The organism is Paraburkholderia tropica (assembly GCF_014171495.1).
In the GTDB taxonomy this organism is placed as follows: Bacteria; Pseudomonadota; Gammaproteobacteria; order Burkholderiales; family Burkholderiaceae; genus Paraburkholderia; species Paraburkholderia tropica.
This window is the reverse complement of sequence record NZ_CP049135.1, coordinates 442,044-463,317: the sequence shown is the minus strand read 5'-3', so window position 1 is coordinate 463,317 and position 21,274 is coordinate 442,044. Positions and strand designations below refer to the sequence as shown.

The 21,274-nt window shown below is 63.7% G+C and carries 21 protein-coding genes; 6 read left to right on the top strand and 15 right to left on the bottom strand.

All coding sequences use genetic code 11. The annotated features are described in order from the left end of the window. Positions 1 to 19: 19 nt before the first annotated feature. Together G5S35_RS16875 and G5S35_RS16870 are read right to left on the bottom strand one after the other, a co-directional pair. Positions 20 to 667, bottom strand: coding sequence for an SCO family protein (locus G5S35_RS16875; protein ID WP_183039237.1), 648 nt, complete (start codon positions 665 to 667; stop codon positions 20 to 22). Between the two features lie 126 nt (positions 668 to 793). Continuing rightward, the gene (locus G5S35_RS16870; RefSeq protein ID WP_237181427.1) at positions 794 to 1,327 is read right to left on the bottom strand and encodes a DUF2946 domain-containing protein; all 534 of its coding nucleotides are present in this window, start codon (positions 1,325 to 1,327) and stop codon (positions 794 to 796) included. A gap of 72 nt (positions 1,328 to 1,399) precedes the next feature. Here G5S35_RS16870 and G5S35_RS16865 point away from each other — a divergent pair, with 72 nt between their 5' ends. Further along, the gene (locus G5S35_RS16865; RefSeq protein ID WP_124261738.1) at positions 1,400 to 1,906 is read left to right on the top strand and encodes a DUF2946 family protein; all 507 of its coding nucleotides are present in this window, start codon (positions 1,400 to 1,402) and stop codon (positions 1,904 to 1,906) included. Here G5S35_RS16865 and G5S35_RS16860 read toward each other — a convergent pair. Beyond that, positions 1,903 to 2,235: a hypothetical protein gene (locus G5S35_RS16860; RefSeq protein ID WP_161495572.1), complete on the bottom strand. Its 333-nt coding sequence runs from the start codon at positions 2,233 to 2,235 to the stop codon at positions 1,903 to 1,905. The genes G5S35_RS16865 and G5S35_RS16860 overlap by 4 nt on opposite strands. Here G5S35_RS16860 and G5S35_RS16855 point away from each other — a divergent pair. The 3 genes from G5S35_RS16855 (at position 2,210) to G5S35_RS16845 (ending at position 5,908) form a co-directional block, all read left to right on the top strand. Further along, the gene (locus tag G5S35_RS16855; RefSeq protein WP_183039236.1) at positions 2,210 to 4,213 is read left to right on the top strand and encodes a TonB-dependent receptor; all 2,004 of its coding nucleotides are present in this window, start codon (positions 2,210 to 2,212) and stop codon (positions 4,211 to 4,213) included. The genes G5S35_RS16860 and G5S35_RS16855 overlap by 26 nt on opposite strands. A gap of 227 nt (positions 4,214 to 4,440) precedes the next feature. Continuing rightward, positions 4,441 to 5,157, top strand: coding sequence for a glycosyltransferase family 2 protein (locus tag G5S35_RS16850; protein ID WP_183039235.1), 717 nt, complete (start codon positions 4,441 to 4,443; stop codon positions 5,155 to 5,157). Next, positions 5,150 to 5,908, top strand: coding sequence for a PIG-L family deacetylase (locus G5S35_RS16845; RefSeq protein ID WP_183039234.1), 759 nt, complete (start codon positions 5,150 to 5,152; stop codon positions 5,906 to 5,908). Before G5S35_RS16850 ends, G5S35_RS16845 begins: the two co-directional genes overlap by 8 nt. On the opposite strand, the gene G5S35_RS16840 is transcribed toward G5S35_RS16845, so the two are convergent. The 11 genes from G5S35_RS16840 to G5S35_RS16790 form a co-directional block, all read right to left on the bottom strand. Next, the gene (locus G5S35_RS16840; protein WP_183039233.1) at positions 5,842 to 6,492 is read right to left on the bottom strand and encodes an SAM-dependent methyltransferase; all 651 of its coding nucleotides are present in this window, start codon (positions 6,490 to 6,492) and stop codon (positions 5,842 to 5,844) included. The genes G5S35_RS16845 and G5S35_RS16840 overlap by 67 nt on opposite strands. A gap of 17 nt (positions 6,493 to 6,509) precedes the next feature. After that, a complete protein-coding gene (locus tag G5S35_RS16835) occupies positions 6,510 to 7,724 on the bottom strand; it encodes an acyl-CoA dehydrogenase (protein ID WP_183039232.1) in 1,215 nt (404 codons plus the stop codon). A 90-nt stretch (positions 7,725 to 7,814) separates the two neighbouring features. Further along, entirely contained in the window at positions 7,815 to 9,389 is a 1,575-nt protein-coding gene (locus tag G5S35_RS16830) for a methyl-accepting chemotaxis protein (RefSeq protein WP_183039436.1), read from the bottom strand. Between the two features lie 117 nt (positions 9,390 to 9,506). Continuing rightward, positions 9,507 to 9,767, bottom strand: a complete 261-nt coding sequence (locus tag G5S35_RS16825; RefSeq protein WP_234774893.1) for a tautomerase family protein — start codon at positions 9,765 to 9,767, stop codon at positions 9,507 to 9,509. 157 nt (positions 9,768 to 9,924) lie between these two features. Beyond that, positions 9,925 to 11,121, bottom strand: a complete 1,197-nt coding sequence (locus G5S35_RS16820; protein WP_074987412.1) for an HlyD/EmrA/EmrK family protein — start codon at positions 11,119 to 11,121, stop codon at positions 9,925 to 9,927. After that, positions 11,121 to 12,695: an efflux transporter outer membrane subunit gene (locus G5S35_RS16815; RefSeq protein WP_183039231.1), complete on the bottom strand. Its 1,575-nt coding sequence runs from the start codon at positions 12,693 to 12,695 to the stop codon at positions 11,121 to 11,123. The genes G5S35_RS16820 and G5S35_RS16815 overlap by 1 nt, the downstream gene beginning before the upstream one ends. Then, positions 12,692 to 13,657 carry a glycosyltransferase family 2 protein gene (locus G5S35_RS16810; RefSeq protein ID WP_176080534.1) on the bottom strand — a complete coding sequence of 322 codons (966 nt, stop codon included), beginning with the start codon at positions 13,655 to 13,657 and terminating at the stop codon, positions 12,692 to 12,694. Before G5S35_RS16810 ends, G5S35_RS16815 begins: the two co-directional genes overlap by 4 nt. A gap of 30 nt (positions 13,658 to 13,687) precedes the next feature. Next, complete coding sequence (locus G5S35_RS16805; protein ID WP_183039230.1) at positions 13,688 to 15,250, bottom strand: DHA2 family efflux MFS transporter permease subunit; 1,563 nt, start codon at positions 15,248 to 15,250, stop codon at positions 13,688 to 13,690. Next, on the bottom strand, positions 15,247 to 16,569 hold the full coding sequence (locus G5S35_RS16800; protein ID WP_183039229.1) for a glycosyltransferase: 1,323 nt from the start codon (positions 16,567 to 16,569) through the stop codon (positions 15,247 to 15,249). Before G5S35_RS16800 ends, G5S35_RS16805 begins: the two co-directional genes overlap by 4 nt. A gap of 43 nt (positions 16,570 to 16,612) precedes the next feature. After that, a complete protein-coding gene (locus tag G5S35_RS16795) occupies positions 16,613 to 17,182 on the bottom strand; it encodes a methyltransferase family protein (protein WP_110329608.1) in 570 nt (189 codons plus the stop codon). 52 nt (positions 17,183 to 17,234) lie between these two features. Further along, positions 17,235 to 18,143: an alpha/beta fold hydrolase gene (locus G5S35_RS16790; RefSeq protein ID WP_183039228.1), complete on the bottom strand. Its 909-nt coding sequence runs from the start codon at positions 18,141 to 18,143 to the stop codon at positions 17,235 to 17,237. An 866-nt stretch (positions 18,144 to 19,009) separates the two neighbouring features. Here G5S35_RS16790 and G5S35_RS16785 point away from each other — a divergent pair. Continuing rightward, on the top strand, positions 19,010 to 19,585 hold the full coding sequence (locus G5S35_RS16785) for a carboxymuconolactone decarboxylase family protein (protein ID WP_065058335.1): 576 nt from the start codon (positions 19,010 to 19,012) through the stop codon (positions 19,583 to 19,585). Positions 19,586 to 19,625: 40 nt separating this feature from the next. After that, a complete protein-coding gene (locus tag G5S35_RS16780; RefSeq protein WP_065058336.1) occupies positions 19,626 to 20,297 on the top strand; it encodes a peroxiredoxin-like family protein in 672 nt (223 codons plus the stop codon). A gap of 77 nt (positions 20,298 to 20,374) precedes the next feature. Here the strand turns inward: G5S35_RS16780 and G5S35_RS16775 are convergent, their stop codons facing one another. Continuing rightward, entirely contained in the window at positions 20,375 to 21,268 is an 894-nt protein-coding gene (locus G5S35_RS16775) for a LysR family transcriptional regulator (RefSeq protein WP_183039227.1), read from the bottom strand. Positions 21,269 to 21,274: the final 6 nt, after the last annotated feature.

Genomic DNA, 21,274 nt, shown 5'->3' with positions numbered 1-21,274 from the left:
TTTTGGAAATACATTGCGATTAAGCGGGCTTCAGCAATTCGCCCAGATCGTGAACCCACGGCGTCGCACCCTGTGCGTCGCGTGCATACAGGCGCAATTTGCCGTCGGCGTCGAAAACAAAACTGGCTGCCGTGTGATTCATGGTGTAGTTGTCCGCGTTCGTACCGGGGACTTTTTCGAAGACCAGCTTGAAGTCCTCGGCCAGCGTTCTGAGTTGCGCATCGTCTGCGGGACGCAGTGCGCGAAACGATGGATTGAACGCCGCCGCATATTGTGCGAGCACGGAAGGCGTGTCGCGTTGCGGGTCGAGCGTCACGAACAGCACCTGAATGCGCGCGGCTTTTTCGGGGCCGAGTTGCTGCATCGCCTGCGAGAGTTCGGCCAGCGTGGTCGGGCAAACATCGGGGCAATGCGTGTAGCCGAAAACCATCACGACGATCTTGCCGTGGTAATCCGCAAGCGTGCGGGTTTGTCCGTTGGTATCCGGCAGGGAAAACTGGCCTGAAAACTGCGTATTGCCCGTAATGTCCAGATTCTGGAAGGACAGTACGGGCTGCTGATTGCACCCGGTGAGCGCGAGCGCACCGCAAAGCGTCAGGACGGCGCAAGCCGTCACGGCGGCGCGTCGCCATGGGCCGGACGCCGCGGTTAAAAGCGGTTTTTGCATGATGCGTTATCGAAAGCGTTTGCGCGACGACGGCGCGCGGACGAGCGCAGGCGCAGGCCCGGGCCTGGCGTGTCGATCGTGCGAATAAGGACGTGAAGCGGGGGACGTGAAGCGCGCGGCGACGCTTCAGTGCGCAGACGGCGGGGCGCGCGGATAACCCGCAAAGTAGGGAAGCGTCGGGAAGTCGGCCCGCAATGCGGGCATGACGACAACAGCCGCAAAAAGCGGCAGCCATTGCGCAACGGATGGCGCAAGAGGCGGCGGCGCCGAGGGCGTGGCGAGCAGATTGCAATAGCCACAGGCCGCGAGCGGATCGTCCGCTACAGCGGCATGGCTATGGATCGGCGGCCCGGCGGAGCAGAGCGCCGCGTCGGGCGACGCCGCGCGCGCCGAAGCACGCATTTGACTGACGAGCGGCGCGAACACAATCAGGCACATGGCGAGCAAGGCTAGCCATGTGCCGAGTTGTTTTCGAGTGCGTGCGAGTGCAGTCATGCGCGCATGGTAGCTCACTCTCTCGACATTGCGGTAGCGAATGTGCACTCGGACCAGGCTCAGTCCGCGTGTGAGACGGAATGTCGCGTCGATGAACCGGGTGGTCGCTGAAGCACGTTTTTCGCCGCATGGAGCAGCGGTGCAGCGGCGGTGCAGCAGCAGCACCGAATCGCGAAAGCCCGTTCACGCCGCTCTGTTTATCCCTTAGGAATTTGAAAGCCGGATAGAATGCGCGCCATGAGTGCCTTTCGCCGATTCCTGCTGCGAGGCGGCATGGCGAATCGGGCATGGTTCCTGATTGCTGTGGCTGTCCTCCTTGTACGCGCGCTGCTGCCGGGCGCCGTCATGCTGGATCCGGCATCCGTGGCGCAGGGCGATTTTGCACTCGTGATGTGTTCCGGGCACGGTCCGATGTTCGCGGGTGATTCCGGCGCGGCAGTGAAGATGTCCGATGTCATGCCCGGCATGGACATGACGCACATGGCGGGCATGATGCACGGCGACATGGACATGTCCGGCATGGCGGGTTCGCCCGCACACGATCACGGCGCCATGACCGGCGACGACGGGCTTTGTCCGTTCAGCGCCGCGCTGGTCGTCGCGTGCGTGGGCATCGCGCTCGCGATTGCTCTGTTCACGCTGACCCGTGTGACGCAGTCGTGGCGTGCTGTATCGACGCGCCCGCTGGTGCGCCTGTCACTTCATTTCCGGCCCCTTTCGCGGGCGCCGCCGCTTTTCAGCTAAATGCCGTCTCCCTGCTGCGCGTCGCGATGGCGCCGCGCATGCACGACCATTTCTTTTAGCTGAATCGACAACATGAAGACCCAACAACGACCGCCGCGCGCGGGCGTCGTCGGCACGCGCGCGTCCGGAACGCACCGCGCCGAACCGCATCTTTTTACATTGCGTGCACGTCCTGAAGCCGCACCTGTCCGTGCGGTGCTGGCCGTGCTGATGACGGCACTCGCGGTGATACCTGAAGCACGCGCGGCAGAACCGGAATCGGCCCCGCCCACTTCGAGCGATAGCAGCGCCGCGGACCCGGTCATGGCGCCGATATCGGTGGTGGGCACGCGCGGTTCGCCTTATATCGCGCCCACGTCGAGCAGCACGACGAGAACCGACACGCCCATCAAGGACTACGCTGCATCCATTCAGGTCGTGCCGTCCGAGGTTCTGCAGGACCGTGGCGTGACGAGCATCGATCAGGTCGCCGATACCGTAAGCGGTGTACACGCCGAAGCAAGTTACGGCGGCAACGGCGCGACGTTCTTCAATATTCGCGGATTCAGCGAGAGCAATGGCTTGCGCGATGGCTTCCGCAACTATGGCTATTACGCGTTTCGCGATGTGCAGAATATCGACGACGTGGAGATATTCAAGGGCCCGGCGGGTGCGCTTTATGGCGGCATCGGCGCAGTAGGCGGCTATATCAACACCGTCTCGAAGCGACCCGAGCAGGAGAATTTCGGCGAAGTCAGCGCGACGGCGGGAAGCTACGGCCTCGCGCGCACGACGGTGGATCTGAACCGCGTGCTGAACGACGACCTGAGCATCCGGCTCAATGCGTCTGCCGAAACCAACTCGACGTTTCAGGACAACGGCGGCTACAAGTCATGGTCTATTGCACCGGCCATCACCTGGAATAACCATCACGGCACGTCCGTGACGTTGCTGAGCGAATTCAATCATCTGAATCGCGACGGATTCGACTTCGGCGTGCCGGCGGTCGACAATTATCAGGCGCTTTCGCGCAGCCGCTATTACGGACTTCGCAGCGGCGTCTATCCGGGCGTCGATGGCGACTACGGCCGTAACGACACCTGGTCCGAAACGCTGTTGTTCGAGCACGAACTTTCGCAGAACTGGAAACTGCGCCTCGCCGGGCAGTACGCGTACGCGCGCCAGCACTCAACGCAGTCGTTCCCCGACAGCACGACCGCCACGGACAATCTGCTCGAATACGCGGTCTACAGCGGCGCGAATGAATTCTCGCGTCAGTATTCCGCCCGTGCCGAACTGGTCGGCGACTTCTTCACCGGCAGCCTGAAACATTCGCTATTGGCCGGTGTGGATTACGGGTATCTGGAAGTCGGCAGCGGCGGCTCGCAGGTTTCCACCATGAACGTGGATCTCTTCAACCCGAGCTACACATCTGGATTGACCGCGGGGGACGCATTGCCCGGACATCAAGGGCGCGGCGCGGATTACGGCGTCTATGTGCAGGATCTGATCGATCTGACTCGACAGATCAAGCTTCAGGTCGGATTGCGCGCGGACCGTTTCATCAATAGTGCCGACGAAGCAGGCGAGCCGACCGGGCGAGGTCAGCAGACGGCTTTCTCGCCGCGCGTCGGCCTGGTCTGGCAGCCCACGCGCAGCACGTCGTTTTTCACCGACTGGAGCCGTAGTTACGCACCGAATGTCGGTCACAGCGGCAGCAACGTCACGTATGCGGCGGAGGTCGCGGAACAATTCGAAATCGGCGTGAAGCAGGAACTGATTAAAGATCGCCTGAATGCAAATCTGGCGGTTTTCAATATCAACCGGAATCACATTCTCACGACCGATCCCACCAATCCATTGCTGGAAGTGCTCACCGGCAAGCAGCGCAGTCAGGGCGTGGAGCTGGACATCACCGGCAACATCACGCCGCGATGGAAGGCCATCGTGACCTATGCCTATACGCTCGCGAAGGTCACGAGCGACACGACATATCCGGTGGGCGACATTCTGAGCAATGTTCCGCGCAACAGTGCGAGCCTCTGGACCGTCTACGATCTGGAGTCCGTTCCGGGCTTGCGGATTGGCGCGGGTGTTTATTATGTCGGGCCACGCGAGGCGACGCTACCCAACAGCTTTAAACTCGCGGGTTATGTGCGTACCGATGCGATGGCCTCTTATCGCCAAGGGCATTGGAAGACGCAGTTGAATATCTTCAATCTGTTCAATCGCAAGTACTACACCGGCGGCTCGGCGGCGACGTTCGATTACACGCTGACGCCAAGTCCGCCTTTATCGGCGCAGGTGACGATTTCGTACGATTTTTAAATGTCGACCGGTCGCGAGCGCAGTTTTAATGGCGCTTCTGACCGTTTCATTTTCAATGAAACAACGCAAAACGAAAACACGTCGCAAACGGCGTGCCGTGCTTTTTTCTTAAGCCCTGCCAACGACGCGTTGGACGCCGCCACTCGATTTAGAACCCGGGCACCGAAAATGCATTGGGGTCGCGAAAGAGCCATCGGCTCTCTGCTCATCATGCCAAGGAGTGGACAATGATCGGCGTCGTGATACCTGCACACAACGAGGCGAGCTGGCTCGGGCGATGCCTGTTCGCCGCTGCCATGGCCGCGCGGCATGTCGAGCTGATGGGCGAATCTGTCTGCATCGTCGTCGTGCTCGACAGTTGTACCGACGACTCGGCCTGCGTCACTCAGGCATTCGGGGCAACCGCGCTGACGGTGCAGGCGCGCAACGTGGGCATCGCGCGCGCGACGGGCGCAAGTCATCTGATCGCGCTGGGCGCACGCTGGCTGGCGATGACGGACGCCGACACATGCGTCGCGCCCGACTGGATCGTGGCCCAGCTCGCACTGCGTGCCGATGTCGTTTGCGGAGCGGTCGAAGTCGACGACTGGGGCGCGCATCCACCGTGTGTACGCGAAACGTGGTCGACCCATTACCGAAGCGTCGACGGACATCGTCACGTGCATGGGGCCAACCTCGGCGTGAGCGCGAAGGCGTATCAACGCGCAGGCGGGTTTCCTCCGCTCGCGTGCGGTGAGGATGTGGCGCTCGTGGAGCGGCTGACGGCGAACGGCGCGAGAATCGCCTGGAGCGTTGCGCCGCGCGTGACGACGAGCGCGCGCACCGATTTCCGGATTCGCGGCGGTTTTGGCGATACCTTGTCGTCATGGTCGAGCGGGGTTGCGTGTGCGCCCGCAGGCGTTACGCTGAACGAGACGCTTCAGGGCAGGGAGCACCATGAATAGCGGCGTCGGATCGCTCTTTGTCGTGTCGCCCCATCTGGACGATGCGGTGTTTGGATGTGCCACGCTGCTGGCTTTGCCACCCGGCGCCACGGTCTGCACTGTATTCGCCGGTACGCCACGGGCGCCGCAGATTCAACCGTGGGATGCAGCGGCGGGCTTCAGCGATTCGTCCGCGGCGATGCGCGCCCGCACGCGAGAGGACGCACGCGCGCTCGCGCGTCTGGGCGCGCGGGCGATCCGGCTGCCATTTCTCGACGGCCAGTACGGCGAACTGCCTTCCGTTCGCACTGTGGCGAGGGCTTTGCTCGCTTGCTTCGAGCCGCTCGATCGATCCAGTCTTGTCGTTCCACTCGGGCTGAGGCACCCCGATCACCTGCGCGTGGCCGATGCATGGCTCGCGTTGCTGCGCACGCGGGCCGTGCAGTCGTGCATCGTCTACGAAGATGCGATTCATCGTACGGTGCCGGGCATCACGGCGGCACGCCTCGCCCAACTGTCAGCCGCCGGACTGCGCGTTACCGCGTTCGATGCTTCGTGGACTCCGCAGCGCGAAAGCACGCGTGCGCTGCGCTTGAAGCAGCTCGCGGTGCGGGATTACGGCAGTCAGCTTCAGGCCTTTGGCGAGGACATTCCCGCCGATCTGTCCGAACCGGAACATTTCTGGCGCGTGGAGTGGCCCAGATATCAGGGCGCGTCGTTTTCGCCGCGCGAGCGCGACATCAGCGATGCTCTTTCGGCGACGCTGAGTTGATCGGCGCACCAGACGTCGAGTGTGAAATCCGCATCGTCGACGTGCACGGCATGCTGTAACGAAGCGGCGCGCGCGGACTCGCGAAACAGGCTGTGAACCGCGTTGCCGGTTATGAGAAAGTCGTCGGCGTGGCGTCGCCAGTGGCAGCACAGCAGTGCGCCGTCAGCATCGAGCGATGAACACGCGAGGCGCGCGAGGGCGCGGCAACGCGCTTCGTCGAGATAGTAGGCAAACTCGCTGATGACGATCAGGTCGAAGCGGCCTGCGGGCCAGTCCTGCGGCATGGCGCGCGTTTCCACCTGGGCGGCGGGCCAATCGTCCAGCCGCTGTCGTGTGAGCGAGACGGCGCGCGGCGCGAAGTCAGCGCACAGCAATTCGTCGCAGCGATCGGCAAGCAGCGCGGAGAGTTCGCCGGTCGCACAGCCGGGTTCGAAACCGCGTCGGTATTTTGCTCGCGGGAGCGCCGCCACCATCAACGCCCGCTTACGCGCCTCGTACCAACTGGTGCGATAGCGCCACGGATCGGAATCGAGCTGGAATGCTGCGTCAAATCGTGCGGCATCCTCGTCACGCCGGGTCTGCATTTGCGCTCCTGTCGCGTTTATAGCTGCCAGTCCTCGCCGATCTCGGCGAGCGCGCCGCCAAGCGACGCGAGGTCGCGCTCGGCGTGACTCTGGCGCATGAACACGGAAAGGTCGGACGTCATGTGCGCGAACCACGCATCCTGGCAGAGCGGCCCGGCGCCCAGGCCACGCGCGGCTGCACGCAGGACGGCATCGCAGGCCTGTTCGACGGCGGCGCGAACCCGTAATGCAGCGGCGGATCCAAAAGCGTGGGGGTCCGCGTCAATGCATTGCGCTGATTCACGCAGCAATGCGCGCGCGGAGGCGAGTGCCGCATCGGCCGCGCCCAGATGGGCGTGCAGATGCGGATCTTTGCGTCGCGCGGCGGCTTCGCGCAAGCGTCCCGCGAGCGCTGCCGCGGCGCCGTACCAGCAGGCGGCGATACCTGCGCCGCCGTGCCAGAAACCGGGCCGTTCGAGGTAAGCGCGGGGCGGACCGATGAGGATCGCGTCCGCGCCCTCCATGTCGATCTCGACGCTTTGCGTGACCTGCATCCCGACCGCATTCCAACCGCGCGTGCTGACCTGTACATCCGGCTGCTTGACGCGCAGCGCGGCGAGCCAGTCTTGCTGATCATCGTCGACACAGGTCACGAGCGCGAACGTGACGAAGGCCGCGCCGGAGCACCATGGCTTCGTACCCGAGAGCCGGACTCGCTGCCCCTCTTGCCACGTAACACGCAGATCGTTGTGCGGCGCCCGCGCGGCCCACACGGCCCAGAGGGCAGGGCCCGCCTCTGCGGATTGCGGCCGATCTCCGCCGAGTTCAGTCAGGATGGCGATGGCGTCGGCGTGTGCTTCGAAGATCTTCACCAGCGGCAGGTCATGCGCGGCGACCGCCGCGAGCGAGCGCCAGCGCGCCAGCGTATTGCCGCCGCCGGGCTGAGGCAACGCCGGGCAGGCCTCGACAAGTCGATAGGCAGCCGAGGGAAGACTGACGGCATCGAGTGGCAATTCGAAGTCGTGCAGGGCGGCGTCGATTTCCGCTTGTGCAGCGCACTCGGTCGCATCGGTCGCATGCCGGACGTGGGTTCCCTGCATTCGCGCCTCCAGAGCGTTCGCGAACCGATTGGCTTGGCGCTTCGTGGCATCGTGCACGCCCCGTGCAATTGTCTGCACAATCACGCTGGACGGAGCGTGCGCGGCGAAGATGCGCTTGCGGTTCGCGTTGATAACGCTCTCAGCGAATTTCATTCCCGACCCGGCAAAGGGGCGTACCACGGCGACGGGGATGCCGGGGCGTACGGACCCGGAGCACCGTCTCGAACCGTCAGGCGCAAGCGCCTATCGTCCCGCAGCGACGACTGCGCCACGAAGCTTGAAAAATGCCACGAGGTCTCGCAGCGAACTCGACTGTTTCGCCATCGAATGGGCCGCCGCGCTCGCTTCCTCGACCAGCGCCGCGTTCTGTTGCGTCACCTGATCCATCTGCGCAACAGCGACATTGACCTGCTCGATGCCCGTATGCTGCTCCGACGATGCCGCCGAGATTTCCGCCATCAGATCCGCGACCTGCCTGACCGAATGCACCACGTCGTCCATCGTCTGGCCGGCTTCCTCCACCAGTTGCGAACCGGTCCGAACGTTCTCTGCGGAAGCGTCGATGAGCTCCTTGATTTCCCTCGCAGCCGTTGCGCTTCGTTGCGCCAGCGTGCGCACTTCGCCCGCGACCACCGCAAAGCCTCGCCCCTGTTCTCCGGCGCGTGCGGCCTCGACAGCCGCATTCAGCGCGAGAATATTCGTCTGAAATGCAATGCCTTCGATGACGTCGATGATGTCCGCCATTTTTGCGGAACTCGTGCTGATGTCCTTCATGGTGCCGACCACGCGGCTCACGACGGCGCCGCCGCGCGCCGCCACCTCCGACGCACTGGCCGCAAGCGTGTTGCCGCGGCGTGCATTCTCGGTGTTCTGCTTCACGGTGGACGTCAGTTGTTCCATGCTGGCCGCCGTTTCCTGCAACGAGGCCGCTTGCTCCTCGGTGCGCTGGCTCAGGTCCGTGTTGCCGGCCGCAATCTCGGCGGAGGCTGAGGCCACGCTCTCGCTGCCGTTTCGCACGCGGCCGACGAGGTCGCCGAGGCCCTCGTTCATCGTGTGCAGCGCGCGCAGCAACCGGCCGGTTTCGTCGTCTCCGTCGACGACGATCACCGACGTGAGATCGCCCTGAGCGACCGTGCTCGCAACTTCGAGCGAACGGCGTAGCGGCACCACGATAGAGCGTGTGATCAGCATGGCGGCGATGACGCTGAGTGCGATTGCGCCGGCGATCAATGCCGCGGTGAGAACGAGCGTCGTGCGATAACGGGAAGCCGCTGTGGCGGCGGCATGATCCGCACCCTGTCGGTTGAGCGTGACATCGCGCGTGACGATATCCGCAGCGGCCATGAAGCGTGGAGACGAATCGCCGCTCGCCAGCTTTCTTGCCGCTTCCAGTTGGTCGCCGCCACCCTGCGCTAACGCGTTGAGCCGGGTGTCGATGTCCAGATACGAGGACCAGGCGCCTTTAAAGTCGTTAAGCAATTGCACTTGTTCCGGCGACGAAACGACACGCTCATACTTGCCGAGCGCACTGTTTAGCGATGCAAGCGCGTCGTTTCGCCTCTGCGCGAATAATGCCTGGGTGTTCGCGTCCGACGCCATTGCCACGACCAGCGACGCGCGCCGGGCGTCATTCATGTATGCCCGGATTTCGCCCAGCGCCTGCACGCCGGGTAGCCACTGGTTTGCCAGTTCATCGGTTCCACGATAGATGCGCGACACTTGCAGCAGCGCGAGGCCGCCGATGAGACACAACGAAAAAATGGCGATTCCAAAGCCGATACTCAATTTGCCGGCGATACCGATGTTTCTCAGTCGCATTTCAGATTCTGTAGCGGTGATAATGCGCAGCAGCCTGCGCGCCCCGAAGATCTCAACGATGGCTACGCAAACCAGCGTGGGCAAGCGTAGCCGTCAACTCCGCACATTGCCCCGGTCTCAGGATTTTTCGTTTCCCGGTTTCAATGCCTGCGCCGCCGCGGTCTCCGGTTCGTCTTTCGTATGCACACCGGTGGCCCAATGCGCGCGAGGGACTTCGACGGCATAAACACTGATCGCCCCGTATGGCGCACCTAAGGTCTGATGCACTGCCTCCGCTACGGCTTTGATGCACGATTTGATGAGGTCGTCACTACGGCCCTCTAGAAGAGAGATTTGAACAAGCGGCATTGTTTTCTCCTGTTTAACAGGGGAAATCATGCTGCGACGCTTAATCGACGGTCCAATACCGTTTTAGTTAATCATCCATATCAAGCCGGCATCGAGAAAAAGGCCGCGGGTGAAATGCACATTCACCCGTGTAAATTGGAGAATTGAATTTTATTGGTAAATATCAATGACTTTGGCTCCTCGCCACTTAACCGCCCCGATTGTCGCGAATCACTTTTTCCGCCGCCGCTTGCGCTTCGCTCGCCATGCCGTCATGAACGCGCGTCGCCAGTGCGGCGAGCGGCGTCTCCGAATCGAGCAGATGCCCGTCGCGCTCGTGCGTATCCACGCGCACGCGCATCGACAATCCAATCCGCAGCGGATGCGCGGCCAGATCGCCGGGATCGATCGAAATCACCACGGGCACACGCTGCACGACCTTGATCCAGTTTCCGGCCGCGTTCTGCGGCGGCAACATCGAAAACGCACTGCCGGTCCCCGCGGAAAATCCTTCTACGCGTCCGCGATAATTGACCTTCGATCCGTAGATATCGGAATTGATCGTCACCGGCTGGCCGACCCGCATATTGCGAATTTGCCCCTCCTTGAAATTCGCTTCGATCCACAAGCCGTGCAATTGCACGATCGACATCAGCGTGAGACCCGGTCCGACCTGCTGGCCGATTTGTACGGTGCGCTGTCCCACCACGCCATCGATTGGCGCGACGATGGTGGTGCGTTTGAGATTGCGCCACGCCAGCTTGAATTGCGCGACGGCCTGAATCACGCCCGGATTGTCCTCGACGGCGAGGCGGCTGCCGAGCGCACGCGCTGCGTCCAGTTGAGCCTGCGCCGCGCCGAGCTGCGCCTGGGCGCCCGTCACGGCGGCTCGCGCACGCGCCAGTTCCTCGGGCGAGACGACTTCGACCGACGCGTGATCGCGCGCGGCCAACGCACGTTGTGCGAGATCGAGATCGGCTTGACGCGCCTTCACCGCTTCGGCGTACATCGTCGCGGAATAGCGCGCGTTGGCGGTTTGCCGCACGGCTTGCGCGAGTTGTGCCTTCGCTTGCGCATACGCGACCGAGGCTTCAGCATCGTCGAGTTGCACGAGCGGCTGTCCCGCGCGCACGCGTTGCGTATCGGCGGCGGCGACGTCGATCACCGTGCCGGCCGTTTGCGCGGCGATCTGCACGACATTGCCGGCGACGTAGGCGTCGTCGGTGTCTTCGCGAAAGCGCACGGCCATGAACCAGTACGTTGCCGCAGCGAGCGCGGTGACGGCGACGACCGCGCCGAAGATCGCGAAGCGTCGCCGCCGCGTCGCGCGCTTGCGTGCGAGCAGGGCGGCGTTTGCGGCGAGCGTGGCCGGATCGGGATGGAGGTTGGTGTGGTCGTGGTGCATTAGTCGACGCGCGCGCTGGTGAGTCGTTCGTTGGATCGATCCGTGAGCCGATCGTGGGAGGGGAAGACGACATCGAAATGCGAGATCGCGGGTCCGGGCAACGTGCGTTCGTCGAAGCCGCCGCCGAGCGCGCCGATCAGCGCAATGCGCAGCGTGCGCTGCTGCGATTGCAGGTCGATCAGTTGGGCGCGCTCGTCATAGAGCGTGAGCCTGGCCGTATTCACGTCCTTTTGCATCAGCAGACCGCGCCGGTGCCGCTCTTCGGCGATCGAGACGTAGCGTTGCGCGGCGTCGGCGGCGTCGCGCTCGCCGCTCACGAGGCGATCCACGGTCGAGAGCGAAACGAGCGTGCGCGCGACATCGCCCAGCGCCGTATCGACGGTCTTGTTGTAGAGCCCGATGGCGACGTCGGCATTGGCCGCGTCGCCCGAGAGCTTCGCCTTGAGGCGGCCGCGATCGAAAATCGGCAGCGATACCGCCGGGCCGACGGATCCCGCGAGCGCCTGGCGCGAGAACATCGCGCCAGGTGTCAGCGCGAGCAGGCCCGCGAAGCCAACGAGGTTCACGTCGGGATAAAACTCGGCGCGCGTGCCGTCGATCGCGGCGTAGGCCGCTTCGACGCGCAGTCGGGCCGCGACGATATCGGGGCGACGTCCGAGCAGATCGGCGGACAGGCGCGCGGGCAGCGGCTGGTCGGCGAGACGGGAGAGGCTCGCGGGACGCGGCCTGGCGAGCGCGAGGCCGCGCTCGGGGCCGCCGCCGGAGAGCACGCCCAGTTGCAGTTGCGCGAGGCGGATACGCTCGTCGGCGAGTTCGATCTGCGCGATGAGCTTGTTGCGGCGCACGGCGGCATCGTCGGCGTCGTAACCGTTATCGATGCCGCGCGCCGTGCGCTCGCGCAGCACGGCGGTAATCTGATCGCTCGCGTCGCGTTTCTCGACCCAGAGATCGCGCAACGCGTAGGCCTGATCCAGATCGCAATAGAGCGTGACGATCGCGATGGCGAGGGTGAGACGCGCCTGTTCCGCGTCGACGCGTGCCGCATCGCGCAGTGATAGCAGCCCGCGCGTGGCCGCCGCATTGCGTCCCCAGAGATCGAGTTGATAATCCAGCGCGACGAAAATTGAAGAGGGCGATTGAACAGGATTACCAAATAATTGTACGGGGATGTCGTAGCCGTTTGCGGAAACATTGGCGACGCCGTTTGATTGCGGCATGCGCGCCTTGTTGACGGTCGCGCCCGCCGTGGCCGTGAGTCCCGTCAACGACGAAAACTGCTGCAACTGCGATTGCGCGACGCCAATACGGGCCTTCGCGATTTGCAGATCGGGATTGTGCGCATAGGCTTCGGTCACGAGCTGGTCGAGCTGCGCATCGCCGAACTGGCGCACCCAGTCGGGCGCGGGCCACGCGGCGGCGCTGTTCGATTTCGGCGTATCGGACAGCGTGCGCGAGAGTGCATTCGCATCGGGCGTGTGCGGTTGCAAGGCTGGCGTGATTGTCGGCACACAGGCGCACGCGAGCAGCGTGGCGGTACCGAGCGCAAGCAGGCGCGTGATCGTGTGTGTCTTCATCCGCGACGCTCCTGCACGGTGGGGCGTGCGGTCCAGCGTGGATGCGAGATATCGAGCGGCCCGAGCTTTCCTGTGAGACCGTCGATCAGACCATAGAGAATGGCCTTGAGCTTGGCGCGTTTGTCCTGCTCGCCGAGCAGGACTTGCACGATTTGCCCAAGCGTGAGCAGATTCGGCACCCACGCAACCGGAAAGCGCGGGCCATATTGAAGGGCAATCTCCATCGCGTTGCGGGCGCTGTAGTAACGGCGCATCCACGGGTGATTCATGGTCGGGATATTGAGCGGGCCGATGCGTCTGCGCGCCTTGTTGCCGATGCGATGACGCAGCACGAGCGCGGGCACGAGATAGAGCGGCACGTTGTGCGCGAGCGCGCGAAAACAATACTCCGTATCGACGTGATCGATAAACAGCGCTTCGTCGAAACGGCCGAGTGCTGTATAAGCTTCGCGCGACACCAGGCTTCCCGACGAAATCAGAAACGCACAGCGGACCGGTTGCAGATCGGCTGTTTCGCCGATGTCGAGTTCGATGCGCCGCACGCCGATGCCGTTGGTCGCGAGCGCGGGGAGAAAGCGCCCGTCGTTTTCATCGAAGATGCGCGGCCCTGCAATGAAAGGCCGTCCAATCTGATGTTTTGCGAATGCGTGCATCGCCGGAAAATAGGCGTCGGGCACCACGGAATCCTGATCGAACAGCGCGACGGCATCGAGCTTGTCTTCGAGCGAAAACAGATGCGCGAGGCCCACGTTATACGCGCCCGCAATGCCGCCGCGATTGCCGTTCTGAATCAGCGTATAGCCGTCGCGTTGCGCTGCGTCGCGAGCGGCGTTGTTCGCGGCGTCCTTATAAGGCGTGTTGTCGACGACTACGAGTGCGTCGCACGCGTCGCGCAACGCGGCCAGCCGCGCGAGCTGTTCGCCGCTCGGGTGGTAGAGAATGACAAGTGCGCCTGATCGCATCGCGTGGTTCCTCTTTTTATCGTTCTGGTGTCAGTGCCCGAGGGTCATGGCGGCGCCCCGTTTGGGGCGCGTGAACCACATCATCGTGGCGAGCACGAGGCAGGTCACGGACGCCATGAAGAACATGTCGCTCGTCGCCATCATGTAGGCCTGATGCAGGGTCACCTGATGCAGTGCGCCGGCTTCGCGTGCGCCGCTGATACCCATCGCATGCAGCGTGGCGACGTAGTGTTGCGTGCCGCCCGATTCCTTCGTCACCGATTGCGCGAGGGTCGCATAGTGGAACGTCGCGCGGTGTTCCCAGAGCGTCACGCTCATTGCCGTGCCGAATGCGGCGGCGAGCGTCCGCAGAAAATTCGACAGGCTCGACGCGGCGGCAAGCTGATGATCGGGCACGCGAGAAAGCGTTGCCGCCGTCAGCGGGATAAAGAAGCAGGGCAGGCCGATGCCCTGAATCAGGCCGGGCGTGACGATCTGCGTGAACGACATGGTCAGCGTGAAATGCGTGTCCCACCACAGCACGGCGGCGAACACGAGAAAGCCGAAGGTCGTGAGCACGCGCGCGTCGAAACGATGTGAATAAAGACCGACGAGAATCGAAAACACGAGCGCGAGAATGCCGAGCGGTGCAGTCGCGAGGCCTGCGTGAAAGGCGTCGTAGCCCATCACTGCCTGAAGCCAGAGCGGGAACACCACGCCCACAATCGAAAAACTCGCCATGCCGAGCGAGATGATGAGCACGCAGAAGGAGAAGGTGCGATCGCGGAACAGGCTCAGGTCGATGACCGGTTGCGCTTCGCCCGCTTCCCAGAGTAACAGCGAGACCAGCGCGAGTGTGGCGACGATGGCGAGCGTGACGATCAGTGTCGAGTCGAACCAGCCCGCGTCGTGGCCCAGATCGAGCATCGCCTGCAATGCGCCCACGCCGACCACCAGCAGTGCGATGCCGATAAAATCCACTGGAACGCGTTCGCCGCGTTTCGCGTCTTTTCTCAACAGGGTTGCGCAGACAACGAACGAGAACAGGCCGATGGGCAGGTTGATGAGGAAGATCCATTCCCACGACAACGTGTCGATCAGGTAGCCGCCGACCACGGGGCCGAAGATCGGCGCGAGCAACACCGTCATGCCCCAGAGCGCAAGCGCGAGCGTGCGTTTCGCGGGTGGGAACGTGCGCAGGAGGATCGTTTGCGAAAGCGGCACCATCGGCCCGGAACAGAGTCCTTGCAGCGCGCGGCAGGCGACCAGTACATGCAGGTCGGCGGCGAGCGCGCACATCAGCGAGGTGAGCGTGAAAAGCAGCACCGCGCCGATGAAAAGGCGTGTTTCGCCGAGCCGTCGCGCGAGCCAGCCCGTGAGCGGAACGGCAATCGCCGCGGCGACGGAATACGAACTAATGACCCATGTGCCCTGGCTGTTGGCCACGCCGAGGCTGCCGGCGATCGCAGGCACGGCGACGTTGGTGACCGTCGAATCGAGCACTTCGATGAAGGTCGCGAGCGACAGCGCGAAAGTCAGCAGCGCGAGGCGAACGCCGCCAGGTGCACGCGCGGCGCTCGCGTCGGGGATCGTGAAGGGCGAGGCCGTGCTCATGCGCCCGCCACTTTGAGCAGGGGCGCGCGTGCCATCTCCTGCGCGGCGTGCGATGTGGCTTGCGGCACGAAGCGCTCGATAAAACGCGCGGCGTCGACGCAACCGTCGGGCGAGGTCGCGAGCTTGTTGCGTATCTGTGCGCAACGCGTGGCGATGCGTGGGTCGTGCAGGACCCGGGCGAGTGCACGGGCCAACGCGGCTTCCTTGATCGGTGCGTCGAGGCGCAGGCCGCAACCGGCGTCGGCGACACGTTGCGCGTTGTCGAACTGATCGTGCGCGAACGGCGTGACGAGTTGCGCGATACCGGCTTCAAACGCCAGCGATGCGGTGCCGATGCCGCCGTGATGCACGAGCGCGCGGCAACGCGGCAACAGCGCGCGCAGCGGCACGTAGCGGCGTTGCAGCAGGCGTTGGCGTGGCATATCGCGGCCGCGTTGCGCGTCGTCGAGTGTGAAGTCCGAGCCCAGCAGCAGGCCGCGTGTGCCGGTCGCACGCAATGCGTGCAGCACGGCGCGCGCATAGTGCTGGCCGTCGACGAGCGTCGACCCCGCCGTGAACACTACCGGCGGTTCGCCCGCGCTCAGGAACGCGTCGAGTTCCGCGTCGGGCGTGCCGTCGTCGAGATCGTTGAAGAGCGGAAAGCCGCATTGCCTGTGCTGCGCGGGCCAGTCCGGCTGCGGCGGGGCGAACCAGTCGGGGAAGAGGCAGAGCACGCCGTCGGTCGAATGGAGCCAGCGGCCCAGAATGCGTTTCGCGGGCGGCAGTGCGAGCGTCGCGCGCAATGCGTTCAGATTCGGCCCGCACACGGCGTCGAGCAGGGCGCGCTCGATCAGCGTCATCAACGCGGATTTGAACGCCAACGGCAGGCCGCGCGGAATCGTGAGACGCTTGTGCGCCGGTGGCGCGTGCGCGGAGAGCAGTGTCGACGGCGAGACCTGAATGGACACGTAAGGCGTGCCGTGCCGCTCCTGGAGCAGGCGCGCGGAGAACGCCCACAGCGTGCCGACGAGAACCGTGTCCGGGCCGCGCAGCGCGTCAAGGGTGGCGTAATGCGGTTGCAGCACGGGTGCGATCAAAGCCCACAACGTCTTGAACGACGTGCGCGGATGCCAGAGCGCAGGGTTCGCGAGCGCGGCTGCATAGTCTTCGGCAAGACCGATGGCGACGAACGTGAAACCCTCGCGGCGCGCGGCCGCTTCGAATGGCGGATGCGAATAGAACACCACGCGATGACCGCGCGCGGCGAGCGCCCGCCCGACGCCGAGCAGCGGGTGCACATCGCCAGCCGAACCTATCGCCGTGATGATGATTTGTGCCATCGGGCCGCCGTGCGTGTCAGTCGTTTATATGGTGTTCGCGACGTCAATAGATGCCGGGGATCAACGCCGCGACTTCGCGGCGGTAGCGCGCGTAGGCGTCGCCGAAATGCCCCGTGAGCCAGCTTTCTTCGATGCGCACCTTGAAGGCCAGCGACGCGAAGATCAGCACGACCCCAGCCACGCCGCGCCAGGTCTCGCCGATCAAGGCCGAACCGGCCAGCGCGATCAGGCATCCAGTATAGATAGGATGCCGAACGAGTGCATAAGGACCAGTTCGGATTAGTTCGTGACCTTCCTTGAGCGTCACCGAGACGCTCCAGTTCGTTCCCAGATGCACGCGTGCCCACACCGAAAACAGCAGGCCGGCAACGAGGACCGCGAAGCCGCCGAACTGCATTGCACCCAGGCGCGTCGGATCTGGCGAGAGCGCGTTCAATGTCGGGTCGGGCAGGATGAGGAGCGCGCCACCTGCGATCAATGGCAGCGACTGCCAGGTGCGCGCGCTGCGCGCTTCGCGGCGAGCGGTGGTCTTGACGGCCTGCGCCGTCGCGATCCAGTAAACCAGCCACGCGAGCCACGGCACGACAATGGCGATGCTTTGAGCGATATTCATGAAGAGATCTCGACGATGGAGAGGGAATGCGTGCGCGCGCGATTCGCGCATCTCACGACAGCGCGGGCACCTGGAACGGCAGACGCTGCGGCGTGCTCGAATTCGGTATCACGGCAAGCGACGCGTAGGTCTCGCGCTCGCCGCAGAAGAAGTCGCACAGCACGTTGCGCATCTGCTCCTGTTGTGTGCGCCCTTCGAGATCGAGGAAGTGTCCGGCACCATGAATCGTCGCGAACTCCGCGTGCCGCACGTAATCGCCCAGACGGCGCACGTCGGCGGCGGTGGTGTATTCGTCGAGATCGCCGTTGACGAATTTCACGTCGCAATCGATGCGGCGGAATTCGTCCAGATATCGCTCCGGCTTCATGGCAAGAATCTGGTCGACGTGAAACGCGACCTGATCCTGTTCGTCGCGCGGCAGACGCGTCAGGTAGCGATAGTTGTAGAGCTTCATGATGCGCGGCAGATGACGGCCAACGGTATCGTTGAGCAGTTGTGCCGCCTGGAGGTTCTGACCGGCCGCGATGTGGTCGCGCGCGCGCGTCACGTAATCGGTCATGGCCGCGTTGAGGAAGGGCGAGAACGACGCAATGGCGGCACGCCGTACGCTCTCGCAGCCGCGCGCGAGCGCGAATAGCGACGCCACGCCGCCCCATGACACCGACAGCAGATACGACGGGCGAAAACGATCGGCGATATGCATGAGAATGTCGATCTCGTCGTCCTTCGTGAGCGTGTAGTCGCACGCGTTGTGCTGGCGCGACTGGCCCGCGTACGGCAGATCGAAGCACAGCGCATTGACGCGTTCGCCCAGGTAACGGATGGTCTGGCCAAACGATGCCGTGGTCGCCAGCGCACCGTTGACGAGCAGGACGGTTTCGAACGATGGATCGAAGCAATGATGCTCGACGTAGACTTTCAGGCCACCCGGCAGTGGCAATAGCTGCTTCTCGACTGACATGAGACTTCTCCCCCGCATGTAGCGCTGAAAGACGAACGCACTCGCAGCCATCATGGTTGGTCCACGACTGACTGCACTCGATTTCGCCAGGGCCGCGCCGCGCATCGACGCGCGACGTTGCCGCCTATGTTGACCCGTGGCTTGAGGTGTCTCCTCCAGGCCATGTGTCGGCGCGGCGGTGAGACTGCCGCTTGCGCCTTGTATCGGCGCTCGCACGATTTGCTGCACTGCTTCTAATGCAACAGGTGTGCCATTCGACTGACGAATTCGCGAATCGGATCGCGAGGGCGGGCGAGGATCGTTGTGCAGCGGACTTCTTCAGGAGATGGTCGAGGCCGGTTTGTGCGGGCCCGGAAAATTCGATGTGCGCGCAGCGAACTGAGCGATGCGCGCGGCATCGTGCGTAACGTAATGGCTCATGTCGCTTGTTACGGAACACCGCGTAACGTTGCCGGCCTGTGTAATGCAATTCGAATTCAAAGCGAATTTTTTAAAGCAGCCGAAACAGGACGAACACGGCGATTCGTGTGTGAGCCGCGATCCATGGACCTGGATGACCTGCCAGTTTGGATAGGTTGCGTGTGTTTTGTGGCGTGTTAATGCCGCGCCGCTAGCGGCGTGTATGTCCGCGTTGAATCGTTGCTTCGATGAGCGGTCGTTTTTTATTCGTAGATGCGGGGCGTGCTGGTTGTGAACGCGCTTGAAAACTCGCTCAAGTCACGGCATCGGTCACGTTGCGAAACCTCGTAACAGACAAGTCGCGCGCCATTCCGCAAAGGAATAAGTCCTATCACCACCGCCTGCCTTCTTGGGGCGCGGCGTCTGCCCGATCATGTGTTCACCGTCAACCCACAGAGGAATCCACGATGAACACCTTCAACGCCTACACCGTCGAGACCGCACCGGCCGACTCGAAGCCCCTGCTCGAAGGCACGAAAGCCGCCTTCGGCTTCGTCCCGAATCTCCAGTCTTTCATGGCGGAATCGCCCGAATTGCTGGCCGGCTATTCGGCGCTCTGGGATCTGTTTTCGAAAAGCACGCTGACGCCGCATGAACAGCAGGTTGTCTATCTGACCTCGAACTTCGAAAACGACTGCCACTACTGCATGGCCGGTCACAGCACGCTCGCAAAGATGATCAAGATGGACCCGGCCGTGATCGACGCGCTGCGTGCCGGCACCGAGCTTCCGGACGCAAAGCTCGAAGCGCTGCATCGCTTCACGACCGTCGTGGTGCGTGAGCGCGGCTTCGCCACCGATGCCGACATCGACGCATTCCTCGCCGCCGGCTACACGCGCCGCAATGTGTTCGAAGTGATTCTCGGCGTGGCGACGAAGGTGATGAGCAACTACACGAATCACATCGTGCATACGCCTTACGACGCCTTCATGAAGGGCAACGAGTGGGTCAAGCCGCAGACGAGCGTCGCGGCCAGCGCCTGAGCGCAGGTTCTCACTCGATCACCCGATACAGGAGAAGGACATGTCACTGCAAGACAAACTCGACGCGTTCAAGGCGGACTTCAAGGGCGGCAAGCCGCCGTACTATGCACCGCCGGAGATTCACCCGATCATGGAGCGCGCCACCGCCGAACTGATCGCAAGCGGTCAGGCGACGCGCGCAATCAAGGCAGGCGAGCGTGCGCCCAGTTTCACGCTCAAGGATCAGGACGGCAACGACGTGTCGTCGGTCGAACTACTGCGTCGCGGCCCGCTCGTCATCACGTTCTATCGTGGCGTGTGGTGCCCGTACTGCAACATCGAGCTACAGGCGATCAATGACGTGCTTCCGCAGATCGAGGGATACGGCGCGAGCGTCGCGGCCATCTCGCCGCAGACCGCGGTGAACAGCCGCAAATCCGTGCGCGATAACAAGCTCGGCTTTCCGGTGTTGAGCGATACGAACGGCGAGGTCGGTGCTGCATTTGGCCTACGCTTCGCGCTGCCCGATTATCTGGTCGATCTCTACAAGGCCCTGAAAAACGATCTGCCCGCGTTCAACGCCGACCCTTCGTGGACGCTGCCGATGCCCGCGCGCTACGTAATCGGTCAGGACGGCATCGTGCTGTATTCGGAAGTGAATCCCGATTACACGCATCGTCCCGATCCGGTCGATATGTTGCCGGTTCTGGCGCGCGCGAACGCGGAGGTGTGAGCGGGCGCGCCCGTCATCGGCATCGCGCGATCGCACGCGGCGCCTCGATCGGCCAGGCTGGAATCCGATGGCCAGTTTTAGGTCTGTCCGGCAAACAGGCTTTCGACGAAGGCGACGAAGGCGCGCGCCTTCGTCGTTGCCATGCGCCCGGAAGGAAACACCGCCCATACGTCGATGCCCGGCAGCGTCCAGTCGGTGAGCGCGGCCTGCACGGAGCCGTCCGCGAGTTCCGGCGCGAACATCCATTCCGAGGCCACGGCCAGTCCCAGATCGGCGAGGACGGCGGCGCGCACGCCTTCGGCCGCGCTGACCCGCACGCGGCCCGACACCGTGACGGCCAATTCGGTGCCGTCCGCGTGTCCGAACGCCCACGCGTCTCCACCGCTGCGCATGGCGTGAACGATTGCCCGATGCTGACTGAGTTCCGCGGGCGTTTGCGGCACGCCATGCCGTGCGAAGTACGCCTTCGTGCCGACCACCAGACGCTTTCCGCTTGCGACGCGCCGCGCCGTCATCGCGGAGTCGTCGAGCCGGCCCATGCGCAACGCGACGTCGACGCCTTCCTCGAGCAGATCGATCGGACGGTCGTCCATCACGATCTCCACATCGAGTCTCGGGTGCTGTTCGAGGAACGCGCCAAGCGCGGGGATGACGTGCAGCCTCGCGAAGGTCACGGCCGCGCCCACGCGCAGCCTCCCGACCAGTCCCTCCGACGACTCGCGCACCGAATGTTCCGCGCGATCGGCTTCTTCGATCGCCAGACACGCGTGTTCGTAGAAGCGCTGGCCAGCATCGGTGGGGGTGAGGCCGCGGGTCGAGCGCAGCAGGAGGCGCGCGTTCAGATGCTCTTCGAGCTGCGCGATCGACTTCGATACGGCGGGTTGTCCGATATGCAGCCGACGCGCCGCCGCCGAGAACGAACCCGCCTCTACGACGGCGACGAAGGTTTCCATTGCGGCCAGGCGATCCATGCGGGC